This window comes from Providencia sp. UF-224 (assembly GCF_058245955.1).
In genome coordinates, this window is record NZ_JBSICC010000002.1 from 203,689 (window position 1) to 222,334 (window position 18,646).

An 18,646-nucleotide genomic window follows, 5' to 3' on the forward strand; every position below is an offset into this window, starting at 1 on the left:
TAATACGTGCGATTATTTTCACAACTCAAGTGGTATTTTTTAAGTGAATGGCGGCGCTACTTCGGCGCTGTTTGCTTTTTGATAGTCATTGCTATCTTACAACTCATTCCTCCTCGTATTGTTGGGGTAGTGGTTGATGGGATTAGTAAAGAAACCATGCAGAGAAGCCAATTGGTCAACTATGTCTTGCTGATGTTATTCATTGCATTAATTGTTTACGGTTTGCGATATGTTTGGCGGCTTTGGCTATTTGGTGCTTCTTATAAGTTGGCAGTTCAATTGCGCCAGAAGTTTTATCGTCAATTAAGCCTGCAAAATCAAGCGTTTTACTTGAAATATCGCACAGGGGATCTTATCGCGCGAACGACAAATGATGTTGACCGTGTCGTATTTGCGGCGGGTGAAGGGGTATTAACGTTAGTTGATTCATTGGTTATGGGATGTGCTGTTTTAATCATGATGAGTGTTGAAATTAGCTGGCAATTAACCTTGCTGGCGTTGATCCCAATGCCAATAATGGCGGTCGTTATCAAACGCTACGGGGATCAGCTTCATCATCGGTTTAAACATGCCCAAGGTGCATTTTCATCATTAAATAACCATGCACAAGAAAGCCTAACCAGCATTCGTATGATCAAAGCTTTTGGCCTTGAAGATCACCAATCTAACCAGTTTGAGCAAGTCGCGACCGAAGCTGGTCGCCGCAATATGCATGTCGCCAAAATTGATGCACGTTTTGACCCAACCATATTTATGGCTATAGGCATGGCGAATCTACTCGCCATTGCGGGTGGCAGCTGGATGGTTTTAGAAGGAACCCTCACTTTAGGTGAGCTAACCAGCTTCATTATGTATTTAGGGTTAATGATTTGGCCGATGTTAGCACTGGCTTGGATGTTTAATATTGTTGAGCGCGGTAGTGCCGCTTATAGTCGAATTTTAAGTTTATTAAATGAGCCACTGGTGATTAACGATGGCTCGCATTCATTACAGCCCGAAAAAGGTGAATTGAGTGTGAACATTACCACTTTTAGCTACCCAGAAGCAGCTAGAAACTCGCTACACAACGTGCAATTCAACTTAAAACCAGGGCAGTTTTTAGGAATTTGTGGGCCGACTGGTTCAGGGAAATCGACATTATTAACGTTATTACAGCGCCAATTTGATGTGACTGAAGGGCGTATTTGCTATCAAGGTTTGCCGTTACCTGAAATTAAATTAGATGAATGGCGCGCAAGGTTGTCAATTGTGAACCAATCTCCTTTCTTGTTTTCTGATACTGTGGCAGGAAACATCGCCCTTGGCAGGCCGAATGCCACGCAAGCTGAAATCGAAGAAGCAGCTCGAATCGCCTGTGTGCATGATGATATTTTACGTTTGCCTGAAGGTTACGACACACAAGTGGGTGAGCGGGGCGTTATGCTTTCCGGTGGGCAAAAACAACGTATTTCTATTGCGCGAGCGATTTTGCAAAATGCCGAAATATTGGTGTTGGATGATTCCCTTTCCGCGGTGGATGGGCAGACAGAGTTTACTATCTTGCAAAATTTAAGCCGCTGGCGGCAAGGGCGCACGCTAATTATTAGTGCGCATCGTTTATCTGCTTTAGTGGAAGCCGACAACATTTTAGTGCTATCCCAAGGGACAATTACGGCTCAAGGTGAGCATGACTCTCTTATCGCTCAGTCAGGCTGGTATAAAGATATGTATCATTATCAACAGATTGAAGCGGCTTTGGATGGTGAATTATGAGCCAGAAAAAACCACTTTGGCCTGCACTGAAACGGCTCCTTTCATATGGAAAAGCCTATCGTGGTACGATGGGAATTGCCATTGGCATGTTATGGTTAGCGGCAATCGCGGAGGTCAGCGGTCCTCTGCTCGTTAGCTATTTTATTGATAATATGGTCGCTAAAAAAGAAATCATTATGCCATTGACCTTATACATGGCTGTTGGCTTCATATTGTTACAGGTAATTGCTGCACTACTTCACTATTACCAAATCATTTTATTCAATAAAGCGGCTGTTGGCGTGGTGCAAAACTTGCGAACCGACGTGATGAATGCGGCGCTTAGGCAGCCATTAAGTGCATTTGATAAACAACCAGTTGGGCAGTTAATTTCTCGCGTCACCAATGATACAGAGGTGATCAAAGACCTGTTTGTTATGGTTGTTCCAACTGTATTTCGTAGCTTAGCACTGATTTGTGCCATGTTAGTGGCAATGTTTTCCCTCGAATGGCGAATGGCATCCGTTGCAGTCATGATTTTCCCAGCTGTGCTTGTTGTGATGATAGCTTATCAGCGCCTAAGTACGCCGATTGTTCGTCGAGTTCGTTCGTATCTTGCGGATATTAATAACGGCTTTAACGAAGTCATTAATGGCATGACGGTTATCCAACAATTTTTACAGCAAGCTCGATTTGGTGCAAAAATGCAGGAAGTGAGCCAAAATCACTACCTAGCAAGAATGAAAGCCTTAAAGTTGGATGGCTTACTGTTACGGCCATTACTGAGTTTATTTTCTGCCTCTATTTTGTGTGGATTGCTATTTCTATTTGGGGTTGAAGGGACTACAACCATTGGTGTCGGGGTGTTATACGCCTTTATCAATTATCTAGGTCGATTAAATGAGCCACTGATTGAATTAACCTCGCAGCAATCAATGTTGCAGCAGGCGGTGGTTTCAGGCGAGCGTGTTTTTGAATTAATGGATAGCCCACAGCAAGGATATGGTGAAAGTATTGCACCATTACAAGGCGGCTCAATCACGATTAAGCATCTCTCTTTTGCCTACCGTGACGACAAATTAGTCTTGAATGATATTAACCTGCATGTGCCGAATAACCATTTTATTGCGTTGGTTGGTCATACGGGTAGCGGTAAAAGCACGATTGCTAACTTGATTATGGGGTATTACCCGTGGCAAGAGGGCGAAATATTGCTTGATGGCCGTGATTTGCATACGTTATCGCATCAAGCGTTACGTAATGGAATTGCTATGGTCCAACAAGACCCTGTCGTATTAGCATCTTCATTTTTTGACAACGTAGCGTTAGGGCGTGATGTCAGCCAAGAAAAAGTATGGGAAGTGCTGGAAACTGTGCAGCTTGCGGGCTTAGTTCGCCAGCTTCCTGATGGCTTAGATACGGTACTTGGTGAGCAAGGTAACACGCTATCGGTTGGGCAGCGGCAGTTATTGGCGATGGCAAGGGTGTTAGTGGTGACACCTAAAATTCTTATTTTAGACGAAGCAACTGCAAATATCGACTCAGGTACAGAGCAAGCGATTCAAAAGGCGCTGCGTGTTATTCGTAAAAATACAACGCTGGTAGTGATTGCTCATCGCTTATCAACTATTGTTGATGCTGACGAAGTGATTGTGCTACACCGTGGTGCAATTGTTGAGAAAGGTACTCACTCGCATCTTTTGCAACAAAAAGGACGCTATTACCAAATGTACCAGTTACAACAAGTTGGTGAATCCTTAAATGCCCGTTGTGATGCTGAAATCGAGGTTGTTCCTAGCTAATTATTCTGCACGATTATGATGCATTCCATAAAACCACTCACTCGAGTGGTTTTTTGTTTTGTCATTTCTATTTGAATTTTAAAGATAAATATTTTTTGGCATGGGATTTGCTCTTAAGTTAATGACGCTCATCGAGGATGAGTGTGTCATCAGCATGACTGATAGGAGCAAGAATGAAATATATCATCGTAATTATTAAACCATTTAAGTTAGATGAAGTGCGTGAGGCGCTATCTGAAATTGGTATTCAAGGAATGACCATCACTGAAGTGCGTGGTTTTGGTCGGCAAAAAGGGCATGCGGAACTATACCGAGGCGCAGAATATACCGTCGATTTTTTACCTAAAGTGAGAATGGAGATTGCGGTTCCTGATGAGCTAGTCGAGTTAGTGATTGAAACTGTAGAGAAAAAAGCACATACCGGCCAAGTTGGTGATGGGAAAATATTTATTTTGCCATTAGAGCAAGCAGTACGAATTCGTACTGGTGAAAAACAAGACGAAGCACTTTAGGAGAACGACGATGCGTAAATGGTTTCAATACATATTAATTGCAGTAAGTAGTTTTCCAATGACTGTTTTGGCTTCGCAAGGGGGATTAGATAAAGCAGACAATGCTTTTATGATGATAGCGACGGCCTTAGTGATTTTCATGATTGTTCCGGGTATCGCATTGTTTTATGGCGGGTTACTAAGAAGTAAAAACGTCCTTTCACTCATGGCGCAGACGACGGTGATCCTCGCGTTGGTTTCAGTCATTTGGATTATTTATGGGTACAGCTTAGCGTTCAGCGAAGGGAATGCATTTTTTGGCGGTTTTAGCCTTGTGATGTTAAAGGGTATTACAGTGGAAAGCTTATCTGCCACGATCCCTCAGTTTGTTCATGTGGCATTCCAAGGTGCTTTTGCCTGTTTAACTGTGGCGCTGGTGGTTGGCGCTTTAGGTGAGCGGATCAAGTTTTCAGCCGTGTTAATTTTTACGGTAATTTGGACAACTTTTGCTTATTTGCCCATGGCGCATATGGTGTGGGGGGGCGGTATTCTTTCGCAAGATGGTGCATTGGATTTTGCGGGAGGAACAGTGGTGCATATTAATGCGGCAGTTGCGGGCTTAGTTGGTGCTTACTTACTGGGGCATCGTACAGGCTTAGGAAAAGAGGCGATTAAACCTCATAACTTACCGATGGTATTTATGGGAACATCAATTCTATTTATTGGTTGGTTTGGCTTCAATGCAGGGTCTGCGGGAAGCGCAGATGGTATCGCGGCTTTAGCGTTTGTTAACACTGTTGCTGCGGCGTCTGGCGCAATTTTATCATGGACATTGGCCGAGTGGATTTTTAGAGAGAAACCTTCCTTATTAGGGGCGTGCTCAGGTTGCTTAGCTGGGCTTGTCGGTGTAACCCCTGCGGCTGGAACTGTTGGTGTAGGCGGGGCATTGGTGATTGGGTTACTTTCAGGGATTGCAGGTTTGTGGGGTGTGGTAATACTAAAACGCAAGCTGAAAGTTGATGATGTTTGTGACGTTTTTGGCGTTCATGGTGTCTGCGGGATTTTAGGCTGCTTGTTGACTGGGGTGTTTACCTCGAGTGCATTAGGAGGAAGTGGCTTTGCAGAAGGCATCACAATGCTAAAACAAGTTGGCATCCAAGCGTTTAGCATTTTGGTCTGTGTTGTTTGGACTGCCATTGTTGCGTTTATTGCCTTTATGATTGCCGCTAAGACATCAGGGCTAAGAATTGGTGTCGAAAAGGAAAGGGAAGGTTTGGATATTACTTCCCACGGTGAGAGTGCTTATAACTAAGGCAATCACATTCATCTATCTATGAATTCAGGATAAAACTGTGTTCTATTCAAATTGATAATGGCAGTATGCACGACACTGCCATTACCTTTTTAGTTAAATAAGTGAGTAATTACTTACTTCTCAATATAGGTTGTCTAGCGCGATTGCCTCTTGCGTATCACACCTTCTTGCACCGCTGTAGCAACAAGCTCACCTTGAGGATTGTAGATTTGACCTTTCACAAAACCCCTTCCACCAGATGCTGATGGGCTCTCGACAGCATAAAGTAACCAATCATCAATTTTAAAAGGTCGATGAAACCACATGGAATGGTCAATGGTGGCGACTTGTAGATCTCTTTCCATAAAGCCCCGGCCGTGAGGCTGTAAAGCTGCGGGTAGGAAATTATAGTCGGAAGCATAACCCAGTAAATAGTGGTGTAACGATGGAATATCTGGAAGTTTCCCTTTAGCCTTAAACCAAATATAACGGAATGGCTCTTGAGGTGGCGCATCGAATGGGCTGTAGAATTCTACTGGCCTAAATTCGAAAGGATTAGGCCTTAACGCATATTTTTTGACAGCTTCTGGCAATTTATCGGCTAGCGCTTGCACAATATCATCTTGAGAAATTAATTGGGAAGGTGGCGGAACGTCAGGCATCAAGTTTTGATGCGAATAACCGTCTTCTTGGGTTTGAAATGACGCCGTCATAAAGAAAATAGGTTTACCGTTTTGGATGGCGCTGATACGCCGTGCACTAAAACTTCCACCATCACGTAAAATTTCCACGTCATAGACAATTGGGCGAGAGCTATCACCGGGGCGTAAAAAATAACTGTGAAAAGAGTTAATGAAGCGATCTTCAGGAAGTGTTTGCTCGGCAGCATACATCGCTTGACCAACAACTTGGCCACCAAAAACTTGTGGTAAACCAAGGTCTTCGCTTTGCCCTCTGAAAATGCCTTCTTCAATTTTTTCTAGCTCAATGAGGCTAATTAAGTTCTGTAATTCTGGGCTCATAATTACCTTAATACAGTTAAAAATAATGAGATAGCGGTATTTTCCCATTATTTTACCAAAATAGGTAGACAGATTGTGTATGGGTAAATTGACGCTTACTTATAGTTACAATTTGAAATATTATTTTATTATTTTATTCAAATTGGTTATACTTTTTTCAATTCCCACATCAAAAAAAGATTCTCTAATTTCAATTTTTAAAAATGTTTTAATAAACATTGTCTTATAGGTAATAACTATGATGTTTTTACGCTACCTTGTTAGCCTAATAATCGTTTTTTCACTCATTGGCTGTGAAGGGAATGGCACAAAGCCAAGTGAAAAAGCACTTAATGGTAAAGCTAGCCATAATAACCAAGCCGTCGATTCTGGAAAAATTGAAGGGCGTGTTGTTATTGTGCAAAGTTCGGCTTTGCCAGCAGGCTCAACTGTGACGGTGACTTTAGCTGATACCTCTATTGCGGATTTGCCTGCGCTTATCTTGTCGCAAAAGTATTATGACTCGCTAAATAGCCGACCAACTATCCCATTTGAGTTAACCTATCATAAAAATGAGGTAAGGCCAGAAGGGAAACTAACAGTGAGTGCAACGGTTAGTGCGGATGGTAAATTACTCTATATTACTGATTCAGTTGTTGAAGTAATTAATAATGGCATAACCAAAAATGTTGAATTACTGATGGTGCCTGCTAATTAAAGGCCACAAGCTGAAACTTAATTTTTTGCGGACTAGCATAAAAAATAATTTGTTTTTTTGTGTAATAAATCAGCACTTAGCCGCTGTATTCTTGCTATTTTAGCTGCTATCAAGCATAATGCCCCTGCTTTGAAAGAAGCATTCAATGGGGGCCCTGTTGGTTCTCCCGCAACGCTAACTTGTTAACTTGGTCAGGTCCGGAAGGAAGCAGCCATAGCAGGGGTCGTGTGTGCCGGGATGTCGCTGGCAGGGTTCCCACCCAAAATTCCCCTTATGTTTTACTCTTCAAATTTTTCAATGTATTAAATCCGTAACGACTCAATAATAAAATTATTTTTAATTTATTTAACGTTTAAATTTTATATAAATGTAAAGTTAGCTTTTATTTTTTGTAGTTTCTAGTTCATAAATAGAATAACGTTAAAAATATGGCATGAATTGTTAAAATGAGAAGTGAATTAAATTAGGAATGAAAAATAAGCTGTAAAAGAAGTTATTAGCATTAAAATAATGCCAATATTTTATTGAACTAATGATTCAGTTAGCCGATAAGTTTACCTACCGGCTATAACCATTTACTATCTGCACGTGTTAAAGAAATATTATCTAACAAATTTCCAAACAGAAGCTGGGATTTTATCGTAGAGTTTATTCATAGTAAGTTCAGCAAGGCGATGATCGGCTGCTGAATAAAATAACTCTAACTCATCATCAGATAATTCATACTTATTTTTTTCAATGACTCGCTCAAGTGTTTCAAGTGTTGTGCATTTTCTTAAACGCATCAGATAATCAAATTTGGTCATAACGCCCTTTCTTTTATGAAAAATAACTCGGTAATATACAATGTTATAGTTAGACTAAAGATAAATAATATCTTTATGTTTTGCTGGTGAGACATTTTAGATCATCATCCAGCACGGCGACAAGGTTTTGATTCATTGTTTCCCAATCAATAATTTCACTCAATGTGATGACTGGGCTACCAAATAGATCATAAGTCTCGTCGAGATACTCTTCGATTAATGAGATAACAAGATTTTCTTTTGGGTATTTTATTTTAAAGCGCCAGACAAACGCAGCAATATGCTCTATGAGTTCATTAAGCGCCGCACTTTGCAGAGAACTTAAATCATTAATCCAGTGTGTATTCGTTTTTTGTAAGCTTAAAATAGCGTCTCGATTCAGGCTGTTACACAAGTACTTAAGTTCTGCTATATCATGTCTTTTGGGTGAATATTCATCCATAATCACCTCCGCAGGCGAATCTGACTTTTGCTATGTATCTTTTTATATCAATAATACTGCCATATAAACTAATTAAAAGCACTTAAGATTAATGTGAATATATAATTTGTTAATATATTGAAAAATATAAACTTATTATAGCTTCATTAAATTTTTGAAAGTTTAAACTATTAACATAAGTGATATTCGAATACAGACTAGTAGTGAAAACTGCTTTTTTTTCGAAGTAATAATATCATTATTATTACATAAGTCATCTAATATCAACTGTTTTTTCTGCTTTGATCAACTCGCGAGGTAATGCACTGACTGTTTACTCTGACTAAACGCAATTTATGGGTATATTTAAATGCTCTTCATACATGCCTTATCTTAATACAATTAGAGGTAAAAGATTATACAAAACATGTTATAAAAAGTATTACTCCATTTAGAGTATTTAAATGGTTTATGACCGGGGAGGGGATATTAAAAAGCCCCTGCAAAAAGAAGCAAAGGCTTTTCAAGGTATAAATAATTTAGAGGTAAAGGTTTAACGTAACTCCAGGTTTTAAATCTGCCATTTTGACGCCGGAATTCCAGGTCATTAAATCATTAAGCTTTATCCCGTGGCGCTTGGCAATACTGTAATAAGAATCACCTTTACGAACTTTGTATATCGTACTTTTACGGCTATTAGAAACAGGAGCTGGCTCAGACACTTTGAGGGTTTGACCCGGTTTTATCACGCTGGCAGTTTTAAGGCCATTTAGCTGTTGAATATTTTTTGCGGTCGTATTGAATTTTTTGGCAATACTGGCAATAGATTCGCCTTTACGAACTTTATATGTGGTGATCTTAGCGCGATTTTGACGAGCCGCAGAAATAGCGGTTGGTTGTGCTATTGCTTTAACTTGTTGATTTTGCACTGCAGCAAGGCGAATTGTTTCTAAAACTTCCTGATCGGTCAGTGAGGTTTTGAATTGCTCAGCTTTGGCCGTGGGTAACATAATATAGTGTGGACCCGCAGGTGCGGTAATACCACGTGTATAACCTGAGTTATAGGTTTTGACGGATTCAACGGTTAACCCTGCTAGTTCAGCGGCTTGGGATAGGGTAATTTGTTGGCCGACATCAACTTGGGTTAATGCCCTATTTTTGTTACTTTTAGGCAAGTTAACTTGGTATTGCTCAGGGTTTTTCAGTACTTTACTTAACGCTAAAATTTTAGGGACGTACTGCTTAGTTTCTTTAGGTAAAGATAATGACCAAAAATCTGTTGGCAGCCCAGCCGCCTCGTTCTTTTTAATTGCGTTTTGCACACAACCTTCACCGCAGTTGTAAGCCGCTAAGGTCAGCTCCCAGTCATGGCCAAACATAACATTCAAATTTTCAAGTAAATCAAATGCCGCATTAGTAGATGAAAGAACATCCCTACGTTCATCAACCCATTGCGTTTGTTTTAACCCATATGAACGGGCTGTAATTGGTACAATTTGCCATAAACCCGCGGCTTGTGCAGGAGAGGTCGCTTTTGGATTAAAAGAACTTTCAATAATTGGAATTAACGCTAATTCCATCGGAAGGTTACGCTCATTAATTTCGTCTACGATGAGGTACATATAAGGCTCAGCCCTTAATGCCACATCGTAGACAAAACTTTGTTTATTCATATAGCTGTTAGCCATTTCCCTAATTTGTGGGTTATCAGGGATGTCCATATTTAATTCATCACTAATATAGCCCCATAAATCATAATCAACTTTAGATTGTTGTCGACTAGCTGCTTGGTTATGTGAAGCAATGGTTTCAATTGTATGATTTACAGGGGGTTTATTCTGCTTGGCTTTTTTTGGGGCGGTTTGACATCCCGCGAGCAGAACAATGGCGATAAGTGTCGCAATTATCTTCATTTTTTCTATTGTTCTTCATTTTAATGTTTAAAAGTCGAACAATAATACTTATCCCACCCCAAGATGACAATCAATAAACTTCAATATTGATCTTTTAATTGACGTAACAGGGTAAAAATAGCTCTCAACGGTGGGTTTTGTATATTAACCTGTAGTTTTTTCTGTAATTGTTGATTATCGCATTGAAGAAAAATATTTATCTTTCTTTCAGTTTTCAATGTGGTAGGAACTGTAGGTTGATGTTTGTCACGCATTTGCGTTATCTTTTGTAAATATTGGGTAATTGCCTCATTTTCAGGCCAAATATGATGAGCAAATTTTAGATTTGATAAAGTATATTCATGGGCACAACAAATTTGTGTGTCATCAGGAAGTGCAGCAATTTTTTGAATTGATTGGTACATTTGCTTTGGGGTACCTTCAAAGATACGACCACAACCAGCCGAAAATAAGGTATCGCCACAGAATAAGTAGGGAGCTTGGTAGAAAGCAATGTGTTCTAGCGTATGTCCTGGTAAAGAAATAATGTGAAAGTTAAATTGGTTGATAATGATGTCGTCACCATCTTCAACTAACTCAGTTGCACCTTTATTGGCTGTTTCCTTAGAACCAAATACTGGCAAGGTTGTAAACTTGTTTAAAATTTCTTCCACACCACCAGTATGGTCGTTATGGTGATGAGTAAGTAAGATGGCGACAGGGGTTAAATGCTTTTGGGTGATTATCTCGAGTACAGGCTCTGCCTCTGCAGGGTCAACGATGATACACTGTTTCTGGTTATCCGCTAAAACCCAAATGTAATTATCATTTAAAGCGGGGACTCGGATTAACTCCATAATGACCTCGAAAACTGTTTAATAGGGGAATTTCATGAAGCCTGCGCGTATTGATAAAAAAATTCAAATGCCCGTTAGTTGGTCTGATATTCCTTTTGGTGAACAATACCGACAAGCGCTGGAAAACCAACTTCGTCCTTGGTGGCCGAAAATGTTTGGTTTTCATCTCCTTAAGTTAGGGCATTTAAGCACTGAAATCCATACCGAAGAATGTCTAATCTCCCATCAGTTTAATGTGGGGGAGAATGATCCTCGTTTTCACCTTATGGCACAACCTGAGGCTTTGCCCTTTGCTGCTAAGTCAATTGATGCATGCTTAATGTCTCATTGTTTAGCGTATAGCCATGATCCGCATTGGTTATTGAGAGAAGTTGATCGGGTGTTAATGGATGATGGTTGGTTGATTATTTCAGGTTTTAACCCATTTAGCCTCGCTGGGATAGCTAAATTGGTTCCTGTATTGCGAAAAAAACAGCCCTATTGTAGTCGCTTCTTTCCATCGGTTAGGGTATTTGATTGGCTGAGTTTATTAAATTATGAAGTATTATATCATCGAAATTGCCATGTCATTCCATGGATGAGTCCACAACGGCGAGTTAACAAAAATTGTGGTGGAATTGGTGTGCTGAGTGTCATCGTGGCGCGAAAACGGACATATCCGCTTACGCCCACGCCACTAAAATTTAAACAACCAAAAGTAAAAATAGGAACGGCATTAGGTGCGGCAAAAGAGCTAAGCAAGCGTACAAAAACACCTAGCGCTTAATCTTTCGCAGGTTGATAACCCGTGTCTTCTTTGGTTGGTGATGATGCAGCCGCGCGTGCTAATTCATCACATTTTTCATTTTCAGGATGCCCCGCATGGCCTTTAACCCAGCGCCAATCTATTGTATGACGTTGAATTGCCTCATCAAGTCGTTTCCATAAATCAACATTCACGACGGGGGACTTATCCGCTTTTCGCCACTGCTTTCGTTTCCAGCTATGGATCCATTGAGTTATCCCTTGGCGAACATATTGGCTATCCGTTGTTAGGATGATGTTACATGGCCTGTTGAGGGACTCAAGAGCAACAATAGCGGCAAGTAGCTCCATACGATTATTCGTCGTCATAAAATAACCGTCACTCAGCGTTTTCTCATGTTGTTGATAACGAAGGACAACACCGTACCCGCCTGGTCCTGGGTTACCCAAACAGGAACCGTCCGTGAAAATTTCTACCTGCTTTGTCATTTCTGGTACACTCTATATTATTCATTCACCACTAGTTTGACACAAAATACCATTATGAGCACGGCGATAACCCGACAAATTGTCCTCGATACTGAAACCACAGGTATGAATAAACTGGGTGTTCATTATGAAGGCCATAACATTATTGAAATTGGTGCAGTTGAAGTGATTAATCGGCGCTTAACTGGCCGTAATTTCCATGTGTATATTAAGCCTAACCGTTTAGTCGACCCTGAAGCTTTTGAAGTTCATGGGATCAGTGATGAATTTTTACAGGATAAACCCGTATTTGCGGACATTGCTGATGAGTTTCTTGAATTTATTCGTGGCGCAGAGCTCGTTATTCACAACGCACCCTTCGATATTGGTTTTATGGATTATGAATTTCGTAAACTCAATAAAGGTATCCCACCAACAGCCGATTTCTGTACTATCACTGATAGCTTAGTGTTAGCTCGAAAGCTTTTTCCGGGTAAACGAAATAACTTAGATGCGTTATGTGATCGCTATTTAATTGATAACTCAAAACGTATGTTGCACGGCGCGTTACTCGATGCTGAAATTTTGTCGGATGTGTACCTTGCAATGACGGGGGGGCAGACATCGTTATCATTTTCGATGGATGCCGAATCAGCAAATAATGAGCAAGCGTATGAAATTCAGCGTATTGAGCGTCCATCAAGTGGTCTGGCGGTGTTGTATGCTTCCGATGAAGAGCTTATTGCTCACGAAGCACGACTGGATATAGTTGATAAAAAAGGTGGAAAACCTTGCTTGTGGCGGCAGTCTAATGAGGAAGAAGATAGCTTACACTAAGTGTGATTGATTTGAGATAAATAAGCGTAATAAAGAAAGCATTAGTTATTACATCAATTAAAGGCTAAAAACTGCTCAACTGCGCGATTTTTCAAGAAAAAGTATTGACTGCGTAATGAAGTGTTCGTAATATGCATGCGTTCCCAACAGGGGGACATTCGGAGCGGTAGTTCAGTTGGTTAGAATACCTGCCTGTCACGCAGGGGGTCGCGGGTTCGAGTCCCGTCCGTTCCGCCAAACATTGAAAGCCCTGAGCATTAGCTCGGGGCTTTTTTTATGACTTTTATTTGTGCTAGCTCCTCAGTGTTACCATCGGCACCTCTCTTCCTGATACATTTTATTTCACTGATTCATATCGTAATGAACAGGTGATATACGCATAGAATGCGTTTATTATTTTTGTATATGACGATTTTGCAATGCATACTGCTAGTAAGGCGCCTATTTTTGATTTCGAACAGTAACTCATTTTATTTCATTATTAATATAATAGCGGTAATTAGATGCTTTTTTATGCGTTATTGTGGCGTTCAAAAATGCGTTTTTTTTATATCATTGATGAACTATTTCAGTTGGAAATGTTATTTTAGCCGTTGTTCAGATTTTTATAATGCTTCGAAAAGTTGAAAAGCAAAGAGTACATTTTACTTCCCCAAGGATAAACTTGGCGTACTCGATCTTAACACTAGATATCGAATTTTTTTCAGGTAAAAAACCTTAATACTCGTATTTGGTGTTAAATCTCCATTCAAATAATACACTTCATTCCAATTTGTAACAAAATGAAAATACCTATTAGATTAGGTGTCCGTAAAATATATTTCAAAAAATAAGTAATTATATCTATAACTTATTTTCCGTATATTAAAAACATTATTTTAACATTTAAAATTAATCTATTAATCACATAGTTACTTATTAATTGAATACTCTGATTACGTGTTTTTTGTCGTTTCTTGTCGAGGAAATGTTGCGAAAAAAATATATTGATAGACTGTGACTATTGATCTGTTTTATTTTGATAGTTTTAAACATTTTTACACGAAATTGTATCCATTTATATTATTAAGAACAAATTAGTTACGAATAATTAAATTTTGAATTATTTGGTTAATAACATAAATATATTAATAATCGCATTTTATAGTGTCATTCGCTTTATTTCACCGTTGGGAAAGTTTTGGAAATGCTTATGGAATCAAATAAGTTAAGTTATTATGCTGGTTTTTTCTTACGAAAGTCTAGACGAGAAAAAAATTTAACCGGTAAGCAATTAGCAAAGTTAATGCACGTAAGTCAGCAACAAATCTCTCGTTATGAAACAGGGAAAACGCCATTAACACTAGACCAATTACATCAACTATTAACTTTTCTCGATAAAAGTTGGGTAGACCTTATTCTCTTTGTGCAAAATGAAAAAGAGAATGAGAATAATTTAAAAAATGAAATGGATAAAAAAGAAAACTATTCATTAAGTCGGTATTTAATGGATTTCGTTTCTAGTAAAGAAAAATAACTATCGTTATAAAATTAAAATACGTGGTCAGATTATATTTTATAAAAAACACATTTAAGTGTTTTTTATACTATGTAATTTTTTGTTTGTTATATTTTAAATATTAATTAGAGAGAACAATATGTTTAATAAAAAAATATCATCTGTATTATTATCTGGGATTATTGCTGCTTCTTTTGCGACTGTTGCAAATGCTGATACTCGTACCGCTCAAGCGACAGCAACGTGGCAAGCAACAGCAATTAAAGATACGACAAGTATGTTAGTTGTTACCCCACTGAAAAGCTTAACCTTTAATTATGCTGAAGGTCAAAAAAGCTTTAACCAACAAAATGGTGCATTTGATGTTGCTATTCAAGGCCAATCAGGTGCTACAGACTTTAAATTAACGTCTAAAATTATTGCAAATACTTTAGCAAGAACCACAGATGACTCTACATTAGAAGTGGGTGTTAAATGGAATGGCACTGATTTAAATACAGCAACTGAAACAACATTAATTGATGTTGCAGATGGGGTTACTTCTGGCTTAGATAACTTAGCTGCTGATGGCGTTTATAATAGCTCAGACCGCGCTACCGACCGTGGTGAGTTCACTTTCGTTATTGCTAATGCTAAAGCAGCAGGTGCAGCGGCAGAGTTCAAAGACCTTGATGATGGTGTTTGGGATGGTGATGTAAAAGTTCAGTTTACTGCAAACTGGGAAGGTGACTTCGTTACTCCATAAACTTTTCCATTAATTAAATAATAAATCCTATATTACGATAAAGATAATATAAGGAAATAAATCTTTATCGTTTTTATTCGAGTTAAAATAATGAAAAAAATTGCATTCGCAGTCATTTTATTATCAATGCTACCACTAAAAAATAGTTTGGCTGTTAATGTTGGTAATATTACGGAAATTATTTCTTCAAATGAAGAAACATTATCAAAAGAAATTGAAAACACCGTTGATGCGGCGAGGTTGGTTAATTTAAGTATTGAAAGAATAGACTCACCTTTAGCTGATGGGAAAACCATTCCAATTAACGATCCTAATGAAATATTGTCAACACCAGCGAATATTATTCTTCCGGGTAAAGCGACAGATCTCTTTAAAATTATTTACCAAGGCCCGAAAGATGATCAGGAACGTTATTACAGGTTAAATTGGACGGATGATCCAATTAGTGAGAGTGGAATGACGAAAAGTGCCAAGTCAGCATCGGCGACCACATCAGCAACAATTAGTACCATATTGGTTGTGGCTCCACGAGTTGAGAACTTTAAATATAAATATGATAAAAATAAAGTTGCAAATCTGGGAAACAGTTCTTTTCGTATTGTTGCATCAGGGCCTTGTTTAACTGAAAAAATAAAATTAGGAAACGATGGTATTTGTCGTGAGCGTTATTACCTAATGCCAAATTTAGCAGTTAATCTTCAATTGGTTGATATAAACAATAAAAAAACAAGTATTGGTATTTGGCACAAAGGGGAGTTTATTGTTGTCAAATAATTAGGATTGGGTCTTAATTATGCGTAAAAGTATTATTGCGTTATCAATCATGAGCTTTGTTTTTTCAAATGCACTTTCTGCTAAAGAAATTAAACGAATTAAAGTCGGTGGATATATTATTCCACCTGCTTTTGTCATGGCTTTAGAGGAAGGAATGTCTGTGCCTGTTTTCTTACGTTTGAAAGGGGAGAATGGGCAAAATCAGAGTGAAGATAAAATTGCGGATGCAATCATTATTATAGATCAAGGTAAGATTAAACTTGCGAATATTCATTTTATTGATGTCAATAAAGGCCCCAAGATACAGCCACTATTACTTGAAAGTTTAGAAAGTAAAAAAGATGCATTCTTTAACGAACTTAATAATATTGAAGTTGATAAGAACGCAATTCTACAACTGAATATTGCTTCGTTTAACTTATCTCTTGATGTTAATAAAGAGGCAATTGCACCCAATGAAAAAGTCAGGCAATTTTCATTAGGCGATTCTTCCGTTGAGTCCTTTTCTACGGTAGCTAATTATGATCTCGGGGTTTTTGAAAGTCAGGTAAAAAAAGGGAAAAACTCATCAAGTAGCTATTTTAACTTAGATACGCTATTTGCGATTGCTGAGCACCATATAAACGTAAATGCATCGGCATACAGTATTGGTAAGTCTAATTCTGAGATTGAGCTTTACCGTGCAATGTATGAGCGTGACTTTGATGGCTTGCGTTTTGCCATTGGGTTAATGAGTACGTGGAATTTGCAGTCTATTGCGAGTTTAACCACCTTAAATCGCAGCAAAATATATGCGGCATCTATTGGTAATAATGCTTCAAGTGTTGTCGTTAACAAAAAATATTCCCTGACACCAATTTATGTTTTTTTAAATAGCCCAGGTGAAGTGCGTATTTACCGTGATGAAAAATTACTCAATATCCAAAACTTTCCAATGGGAAGTTATGAGGTAGATACCAGTATTTTGCCGTTTGGTATTTATGACGTCACGATTGAAACTGTTGTAGATGGAAAGGTTGTGACTTCACAACGGCAAACAATTAATAAGTCATTTAGCTCAAGTGGCGCTGATTTTGACAAGCTTAACTGGGAAGTTTATGGCGGATATATCGACTTTGATAAAAAGCGTTATGTCAGAGGGAAACAAGCAGATCGCCAACCACTAGAAAAAAGTTATTTATTAGGGGCGTCTGTTGCAAAAAGCTTCCCTGTATTATCTGGGTTAAATGTTCAAATGTCGAACTACGGTTATGACAATTTTTTAATTAATGAAAGCAGTATTAACCTTTCATTAAACCAATATATTTCTATTTCTTGGCAAGGCATGGTTGAGAATCATGGGAGCTTTAGGAATATTGCTACAGTATCTACCAGCGTACCTGACGGTTATGGTTCTGTTTGGGCTTCAAAAGAAAAAGCGGTTATTAAAGGGGATCTGCCAGTTTATGATTCAAATAGTTACTCTTATGGTGCGACGCTGAACCTTGATAAGGTTGTTGAGCGTTCGGGGGCATTTACCATTAGCAGTACAACAGATAAACGTATTGGCAGTGACTCAATTAACTATGAGTATTCCAATACCTTATTTTCAGGCCGCTATGGTACGGTTGGTTTGAGAACGGGCGTCCAGCGTTACCACTATGATGACCAAAAAAGTATCAATGAAAAATTTATTAGCCTTGATTTTTCATTGCCGTTATCGACTTGGTTAAGCACCGGCCTATCGTCAAGTAATGGCAATATGAAAGCCAATATTTACGCGAATAAACGCTTTGAAGATTCGGTGATTACCGATATTGGTGGATCTGTTTCTAAATTGGTGCGCGATAAAAATAATGGTGAGTCTGATTTCTCAACGATGGGGTATGCCTCCTATGAGACAAAATATAACTCAGGGATGCTGACGGTTAATCGCCCTGATAACCAGAGATTAAATGGTAATTTTACGTCTCGCGGCTCTTTAGCCTATAGCGATGGCACAATTATGCCTAGCGGGCAGCAAGGGAAGTCGGGCGTCATCATTAATTCGGATATTTATGGGGCAGGGAGTATGACCGCACGAGTTAATGGGCAAAGTTACCCAATTAGTGGAAAAAATACGTTTATTCCTTTATCGCCTTATTCAGATTATGACATCCAATTAATGAATGATGCGAAGTCTAAAGACAGTTTTGACATTGTGTCTGGGCGAAATAAGTCAGTCACTTTATACCCTGGGAATATTGCAATATATAAGCCAGAGGTTAGGCAGTTAGTAACGGTATTTGGCCGTTTAAAATCGCCTAATGGTGAATTTATTAAATATGCGTCTATTCGTAACCATATTGGTCGAACCAAAACTGACCACAATGGTGAGTTTTCAATGGATGTGGATGTGCGTTATCCGGTTATTTCATTGTTACAAGAAGATGAGCAAACCATTTGCGAGGCCGATTTAAATTTAGAGGGAGCTCGCGGCGCATTGTGGTTGGGTGATGTGACTTGTGACCCGCAGCGCACAGTCGCATTGAGGCAATGAGAATTTTATGATGATGAAACCGATTTCTTTTTTTTCTCTTAGTAGCATT

General features: G+C 38.9%; 17 protein-coding genes, 1 tRNA gene and 1 other RNA gene. 13 read left to right on the forward strand and 6 right to left on the reverse strand.

Going from position 1 to position 18,646, the window contains the following annotated elements; genetic code table 11:
- The first annotated feature begins 6 nt into the window (after positions 1 to 6).
- The 4 genes from AC4IFO_RS03190 to amtB all read left to right on the forward strand — a co-directional run bounded on the left by AC4IFO_RS03190 (position 7) and on the right by amtB (position 5,336).
- Complete coding sequence (locus AC4IFO_RS03190) at positions 7 to 1,752, forward strand: SmdA family multidrug ABC transporter permease/ATP-binding protein (protein ID WP_490731774.1); 1,746 nt, start codon at positions 7 to 9, stop codon at positions 1,750 to 1,752.
- The gene (locus AC4IFO_RS03195) at positions 1,749 to 3,533 is read left to right on the forward strand and encodes a SmdB family multidrug efflux ABC transporter permease/ATP-binding protein (protein WP_490731776.1); all 1,785 of its coding nucleotides are present in this window, start codon (positions 1,749 to 1,751) and stop codon (positions 3,531 to 3,533) included. Before AC4IFO_RS03190 ends, AC4IFO_RS03195 begins: the two co-directional genes overlap by 4 nt.
- Before the next feature lie 173 nt (positions 3,534 to 3,706).
- Positions 3,707 to 4,045: a P-II family nitrogen regulator gene (locus tag AC4IFO_RS03200; RefSeq protein ID WP_353242905.1), complete on the forward strand. Its 339-nt coding sequence runs from the start codon at positions 3,707 to 3,709 to the stop codon at positions 4,043 to 4,045.
- Between the two features lie 10 nt (positions 4,046 to 4,055).
- Complete coding sequence (gene amtB / locus AC4IFO_RS03205; protein WP_490731779.1) at positions 4,056 to 5,336, forward strand: ammonium transporter AmtB; 1,281 nt, start codon at positions 4,056 to 4,058, stop codon at positions 5,334 to 5,336.
- A gap of 137 nt (positions 5,337 to 5,473) precedes the next feature.
- Here amtB and tesB read toward each other — a convergent pair whose 3' ends face one another.
- Positions 5,474 to 6,340 (reverse strand): acyl-CoA thioesterase II, encoded by an 867-nt coding sequence (gene tesB / locus AC4IFO_RS03210; RefSeq protein WP_490731781.1) that lies wholly within the window; start codon positions 6,338 to 6,340, stop codon positions 5,474 to 5,476.
- Positions 6,341 to 6,578: 238 nt separating this feature from the next.
- Between tesB and AC4IFO_RS03215 the strand changes: the two genes are divergently transcribed.
- Both AC4IFO_RS03215 and ffs read left to right on the forward strand, forming a co-directional pair.
- Positions 6,579 to 7,037, forward strand: coding sequence for a YbaY family lipoprotein (locus tag AC4IFO_RS03215; RefSeq protein ID WP_490731783.1), 459 nt, complete (start codon positions 6,579 to 6,581; stop codon positions 7,035 to 7,037).
- A gap of 155 nt (positions 7,038 to 7,192) precedes the next feature.
- Positions 7,193 to 7,289, forward strand: an RNA gene (ffs, locus tag AC4IFO_RS03220) — signal recognition particle sRNA small type.
- 350 nt (positions 7,290 to 7,639) lie between these two features.
- Here the strand turns inward: ffs and AC4IFO_RS03225 are convergent.
- From AC4IFO_RS03225 to gloB, 4 genes are all read right to left on the reverse strand, one after another.
- The gene (locus AC4IFO_RS03225; RefSeq protein WP_490731785.1) at positions 7,640 to 7,843 is read right to left on the reverse strand and encodes an HHA domain-containing protein; all 204 of its coding nucleotides are present in this window, start codon (positions 7,841 to 7,843) and stop codon (positions 7,640 to 7,642) included.
- Between the two features lie 73 nt (positions 7,844 to 7,916).
- A complete protein-coding gene (gene tomB, locus AC4IFO_RS03230) occupies positions 7,917 to 8,285 on the reverse strand; it encodes an Hha toxicity modulator TomB (protein WP_490731787.1) in 369 nt (122 codons plus the stop codon).
- 518 nt (positions 8,286 to 8,803) lie between these two features.
- Positions 8,804 to 10,177, reverse strand: coding sequence for a murein transglycosylase D (mltD, locus tag AC4IFO_RS03235; RefSeq protein ID WP_490731789.1), 1,374 nt, complete (start codon positions 10,175 to 10,177; stop codon positions 8,804 to 8,806).
- An 80-nt stretch (positions 10,178 to 10,257) separates the two neighbouring features.
- Positions 10,258 to 11,013 (reverse strand): hydroxyacylglutathione hydrolase, encoded by a 756-nt coding sequence (gloB, locus tag AC4IFO_RS03240; RefSeq protein ID WP_490731791.1) that lies wholly within the window; start codon positions 11,011 to 11,013, stop codon positions 10,258 to 10,260.
- A 34-nt stretch (positions 11,014 to 11,047) separates the two neighbouring features.
- On the opposite strand from gloB, the gene AC4IFO_RS03245 reads away from it, so the two are divergent.
- Positions 11,048 to 11,779, forward strand: coding sequence for a class I SAM-dependent methyltransferase (locus AC4IFO_RS03245; RefSeq protein ID WP_490731793.1), 732 nt, complete (start codon positions 11,048 to 11,050; stop codon positions 11,777 to 11,779).
- Here AC4IFO_RS03245 and rnhA read toward each other — a convergent pair.
- Positions 11,776 to 12,246 carry a ribonuclease HI gene (gene rnhA, locus AC4IFO_RS03250; RefSeq protein ID WP_490731795.1) on the reverse strand — a complete coding sequence of 157 codons (471 nt, stop codon included), beginning with the start codon at positions 12,244 to 12,246 and terminating at the stop codon, positions 11,776 to 11,778. The two genes, AC4IFO_RS03245 and rnhA, sit on opposite strands and share 4 nt — an antisense overlap.
- Before the next feature lie 54 nt (positions 12,247 to 12,300).
- On the opposite strand from rnhA, the gene dnaQ reads away from it, so the two are divergent.
- From dnaQ to AC4IFO_RS03280, 6 genes are all read left to right on the forward strand, one after another.
- Entirely contained in the window at positions 12,301 to 13,062 is a 762-nt protein-coding gene (gene dnaQ / locus AC4IFO_RS03255) for a DNA polymerase III subunit epsilon (RefSeq protein ID WP_490731797.1), read from the forward strand.
- Between the two features lie 160 nt (positions 13,063 to 13,222).
- Positions 13,223 to 13,299: transfer RNA gene (locus AC4IFO_RS03260), tRNA-Asp, on the forward strand.
- 955 nt (positions 13,300 to 14,254) lie between these two features.
- Positions 14,255 to 14,578, forward strand: a complete 324-nt coding sequence (locus AC4IFO_RS03265) for a helix-turn-helix domain-containing protein (RefSeq protein ID WP_490731799.1) — start codon at positions 14,255 to 14,257, stop codon at positions 14,576 to 14,578.
- A gap of 121 nt (positions 14,579 to 14,699) precedes the next feature.
- Positions 14,700 to 15,305, forward strand: a complete 606-nt coding sequence (gene ecpA, locus AC4IFO_RS03270; protein ID WP_490731801.1) for a common pilus major fimbrillin subunit EcpA — start codon at positions 14,700 to 14,702, stop codon at positions 15,303 to 15,305.
- 90 nt (positions 15,306 to 15,395) lie between these two features.
- A complete protein-coding gene (locus AC4IFO_RS03275) occupies positions 15,396 to 16,079 on the forward strand; it encodes an EcpB family pilus assembly chaperone (protein ID WP_490731803.1) in 684 nt (227 codons plus the stop codon).
- A gap of 19 nt (positions 16,080 to 16,098) precedes the next feature.
- The gene (locus tag AC4IFO_RS03280; RefSeq protein ID WP_490731805.1) at positions 16,099 to 18,597 is read left to right on the forward strand and encodes a TcfC E-set like domain-containing protein; all 2,499 of its coding nucleotides are present in this window, start codon (positions 16,099 to 16,101) and stop codon (positions 18,595 to 18,597) included.
- The last annotated feature ends 49 nt before the right edge of the window (positions 18,598 to 18,646 follow it).

Bases quoted from the DNA above. Each gene is read 5' to 3' on its own strand.
- ecpA (WP_490731801.1), top strand. From the start codon at position 14,700: ATGTTTAATAAAAAAATATCATCTGTATTATTATCTGGGATTATTGCT.
- AC4IFO_RS03215 (WP_490731783.1), top strand. From the start codon at position 6,579: ATGATGTTTTTACGCTACCTTGTTAGCCTAATAATCGTTTTTTCACTC.
- rnhA (WP_490731795.1), bottom strand. From the start codon at position 12,246: ATGACAAAGCAGGTAGAAATTTTCACGGACGGTTCCTGTTTGGGTAAC.
- AC4IFO_RS03275 (WP_490731803.1), top strand. From the start codon at position 15,396: ATGAAAAAAATTGCATTCGCAGTCATTTTATTATCAATGCTACCACTA.
- AC4IFO_RS03200 (WP_353242905.1), top strand. From the start codon at position 3,707: ATGAAATATATCATCGTAATTATTAAACCATTTAAGTTAGATGAAGTG.
- tomB (WP_490731787.1), bottom strand. From the start codon at position 8,285: ATGGATGAATATTCACCCAAAAGACATGATATAGCAGAACTTAAGTAC.
- AC4IFO_RS03245 (WP_490731793.1), top strand. From the start codon at position 11,048: ATGAAGCCTGCGCGTATTGATAAAAAAATTCAAATGCCCGTTAGTTGG.
- AC4IFO_RS03265 (WP_490731799.1), top strand. From the start codon at position 14,255: ATGGAATCAAATAAGTTAAGTTATTATGCTGGTTTTTTCTTACGAAAG.
- mltD (WP_490731789.1), bottom strand. From the start codon at position 10,177: ATGAAGATAATTGCGACACTTATCGCCATTGTTCTGCTCGCGGGATGT.
- tesB (WP_490731781.1), bottom strand. From the start codon at position 6,340: ATGAGCCCAGAATTACAGAACTTAATTAGCCTCATTGAGCTAGAAAAA.
- amtB (WP_490731779.1), top strand. From the start codon at position 4,056: ATGCGTAAATGGTTTCAATACATATTAATTGCAGTAAGTAGTTTTCCA.
- gloB (WP_490731791.1), bottom strand. From the start codon at position 11,013: ATGGAGTTAATCCGAGTCCCCGCTTTAAATGATAATTACATTTGGGTT.
- dnaQ (WP_490731797.1), top strand. From the start codon at position 12,301: ATGAGCACGGCGATAACCCGACAAATTGTCCTCGATACTGAAACCACA.
- AC4IFO_RS03280 (WP_490731805.1), top strand. From the start codon at position 16,099: ATGCGTAAAAGTATTATTGCGTTATCAATCATGAGCTTTGTTTTTTCA.
- AC4IFO_RS03195 (WP_490731776.1), top strand. From the start codon at position 1,749: ATGAGCCAGAAAAAACCACTTTGGCCTGCACTGAAACGGCTCCTTTCA.
- AC4IFO_RS03225 (WP_490731785.1), bottom strand. From the start codon at position 7,843: ATGACCAAATTTGATTATCTGATGCGTTTAAGAAAATGCACAACACTT.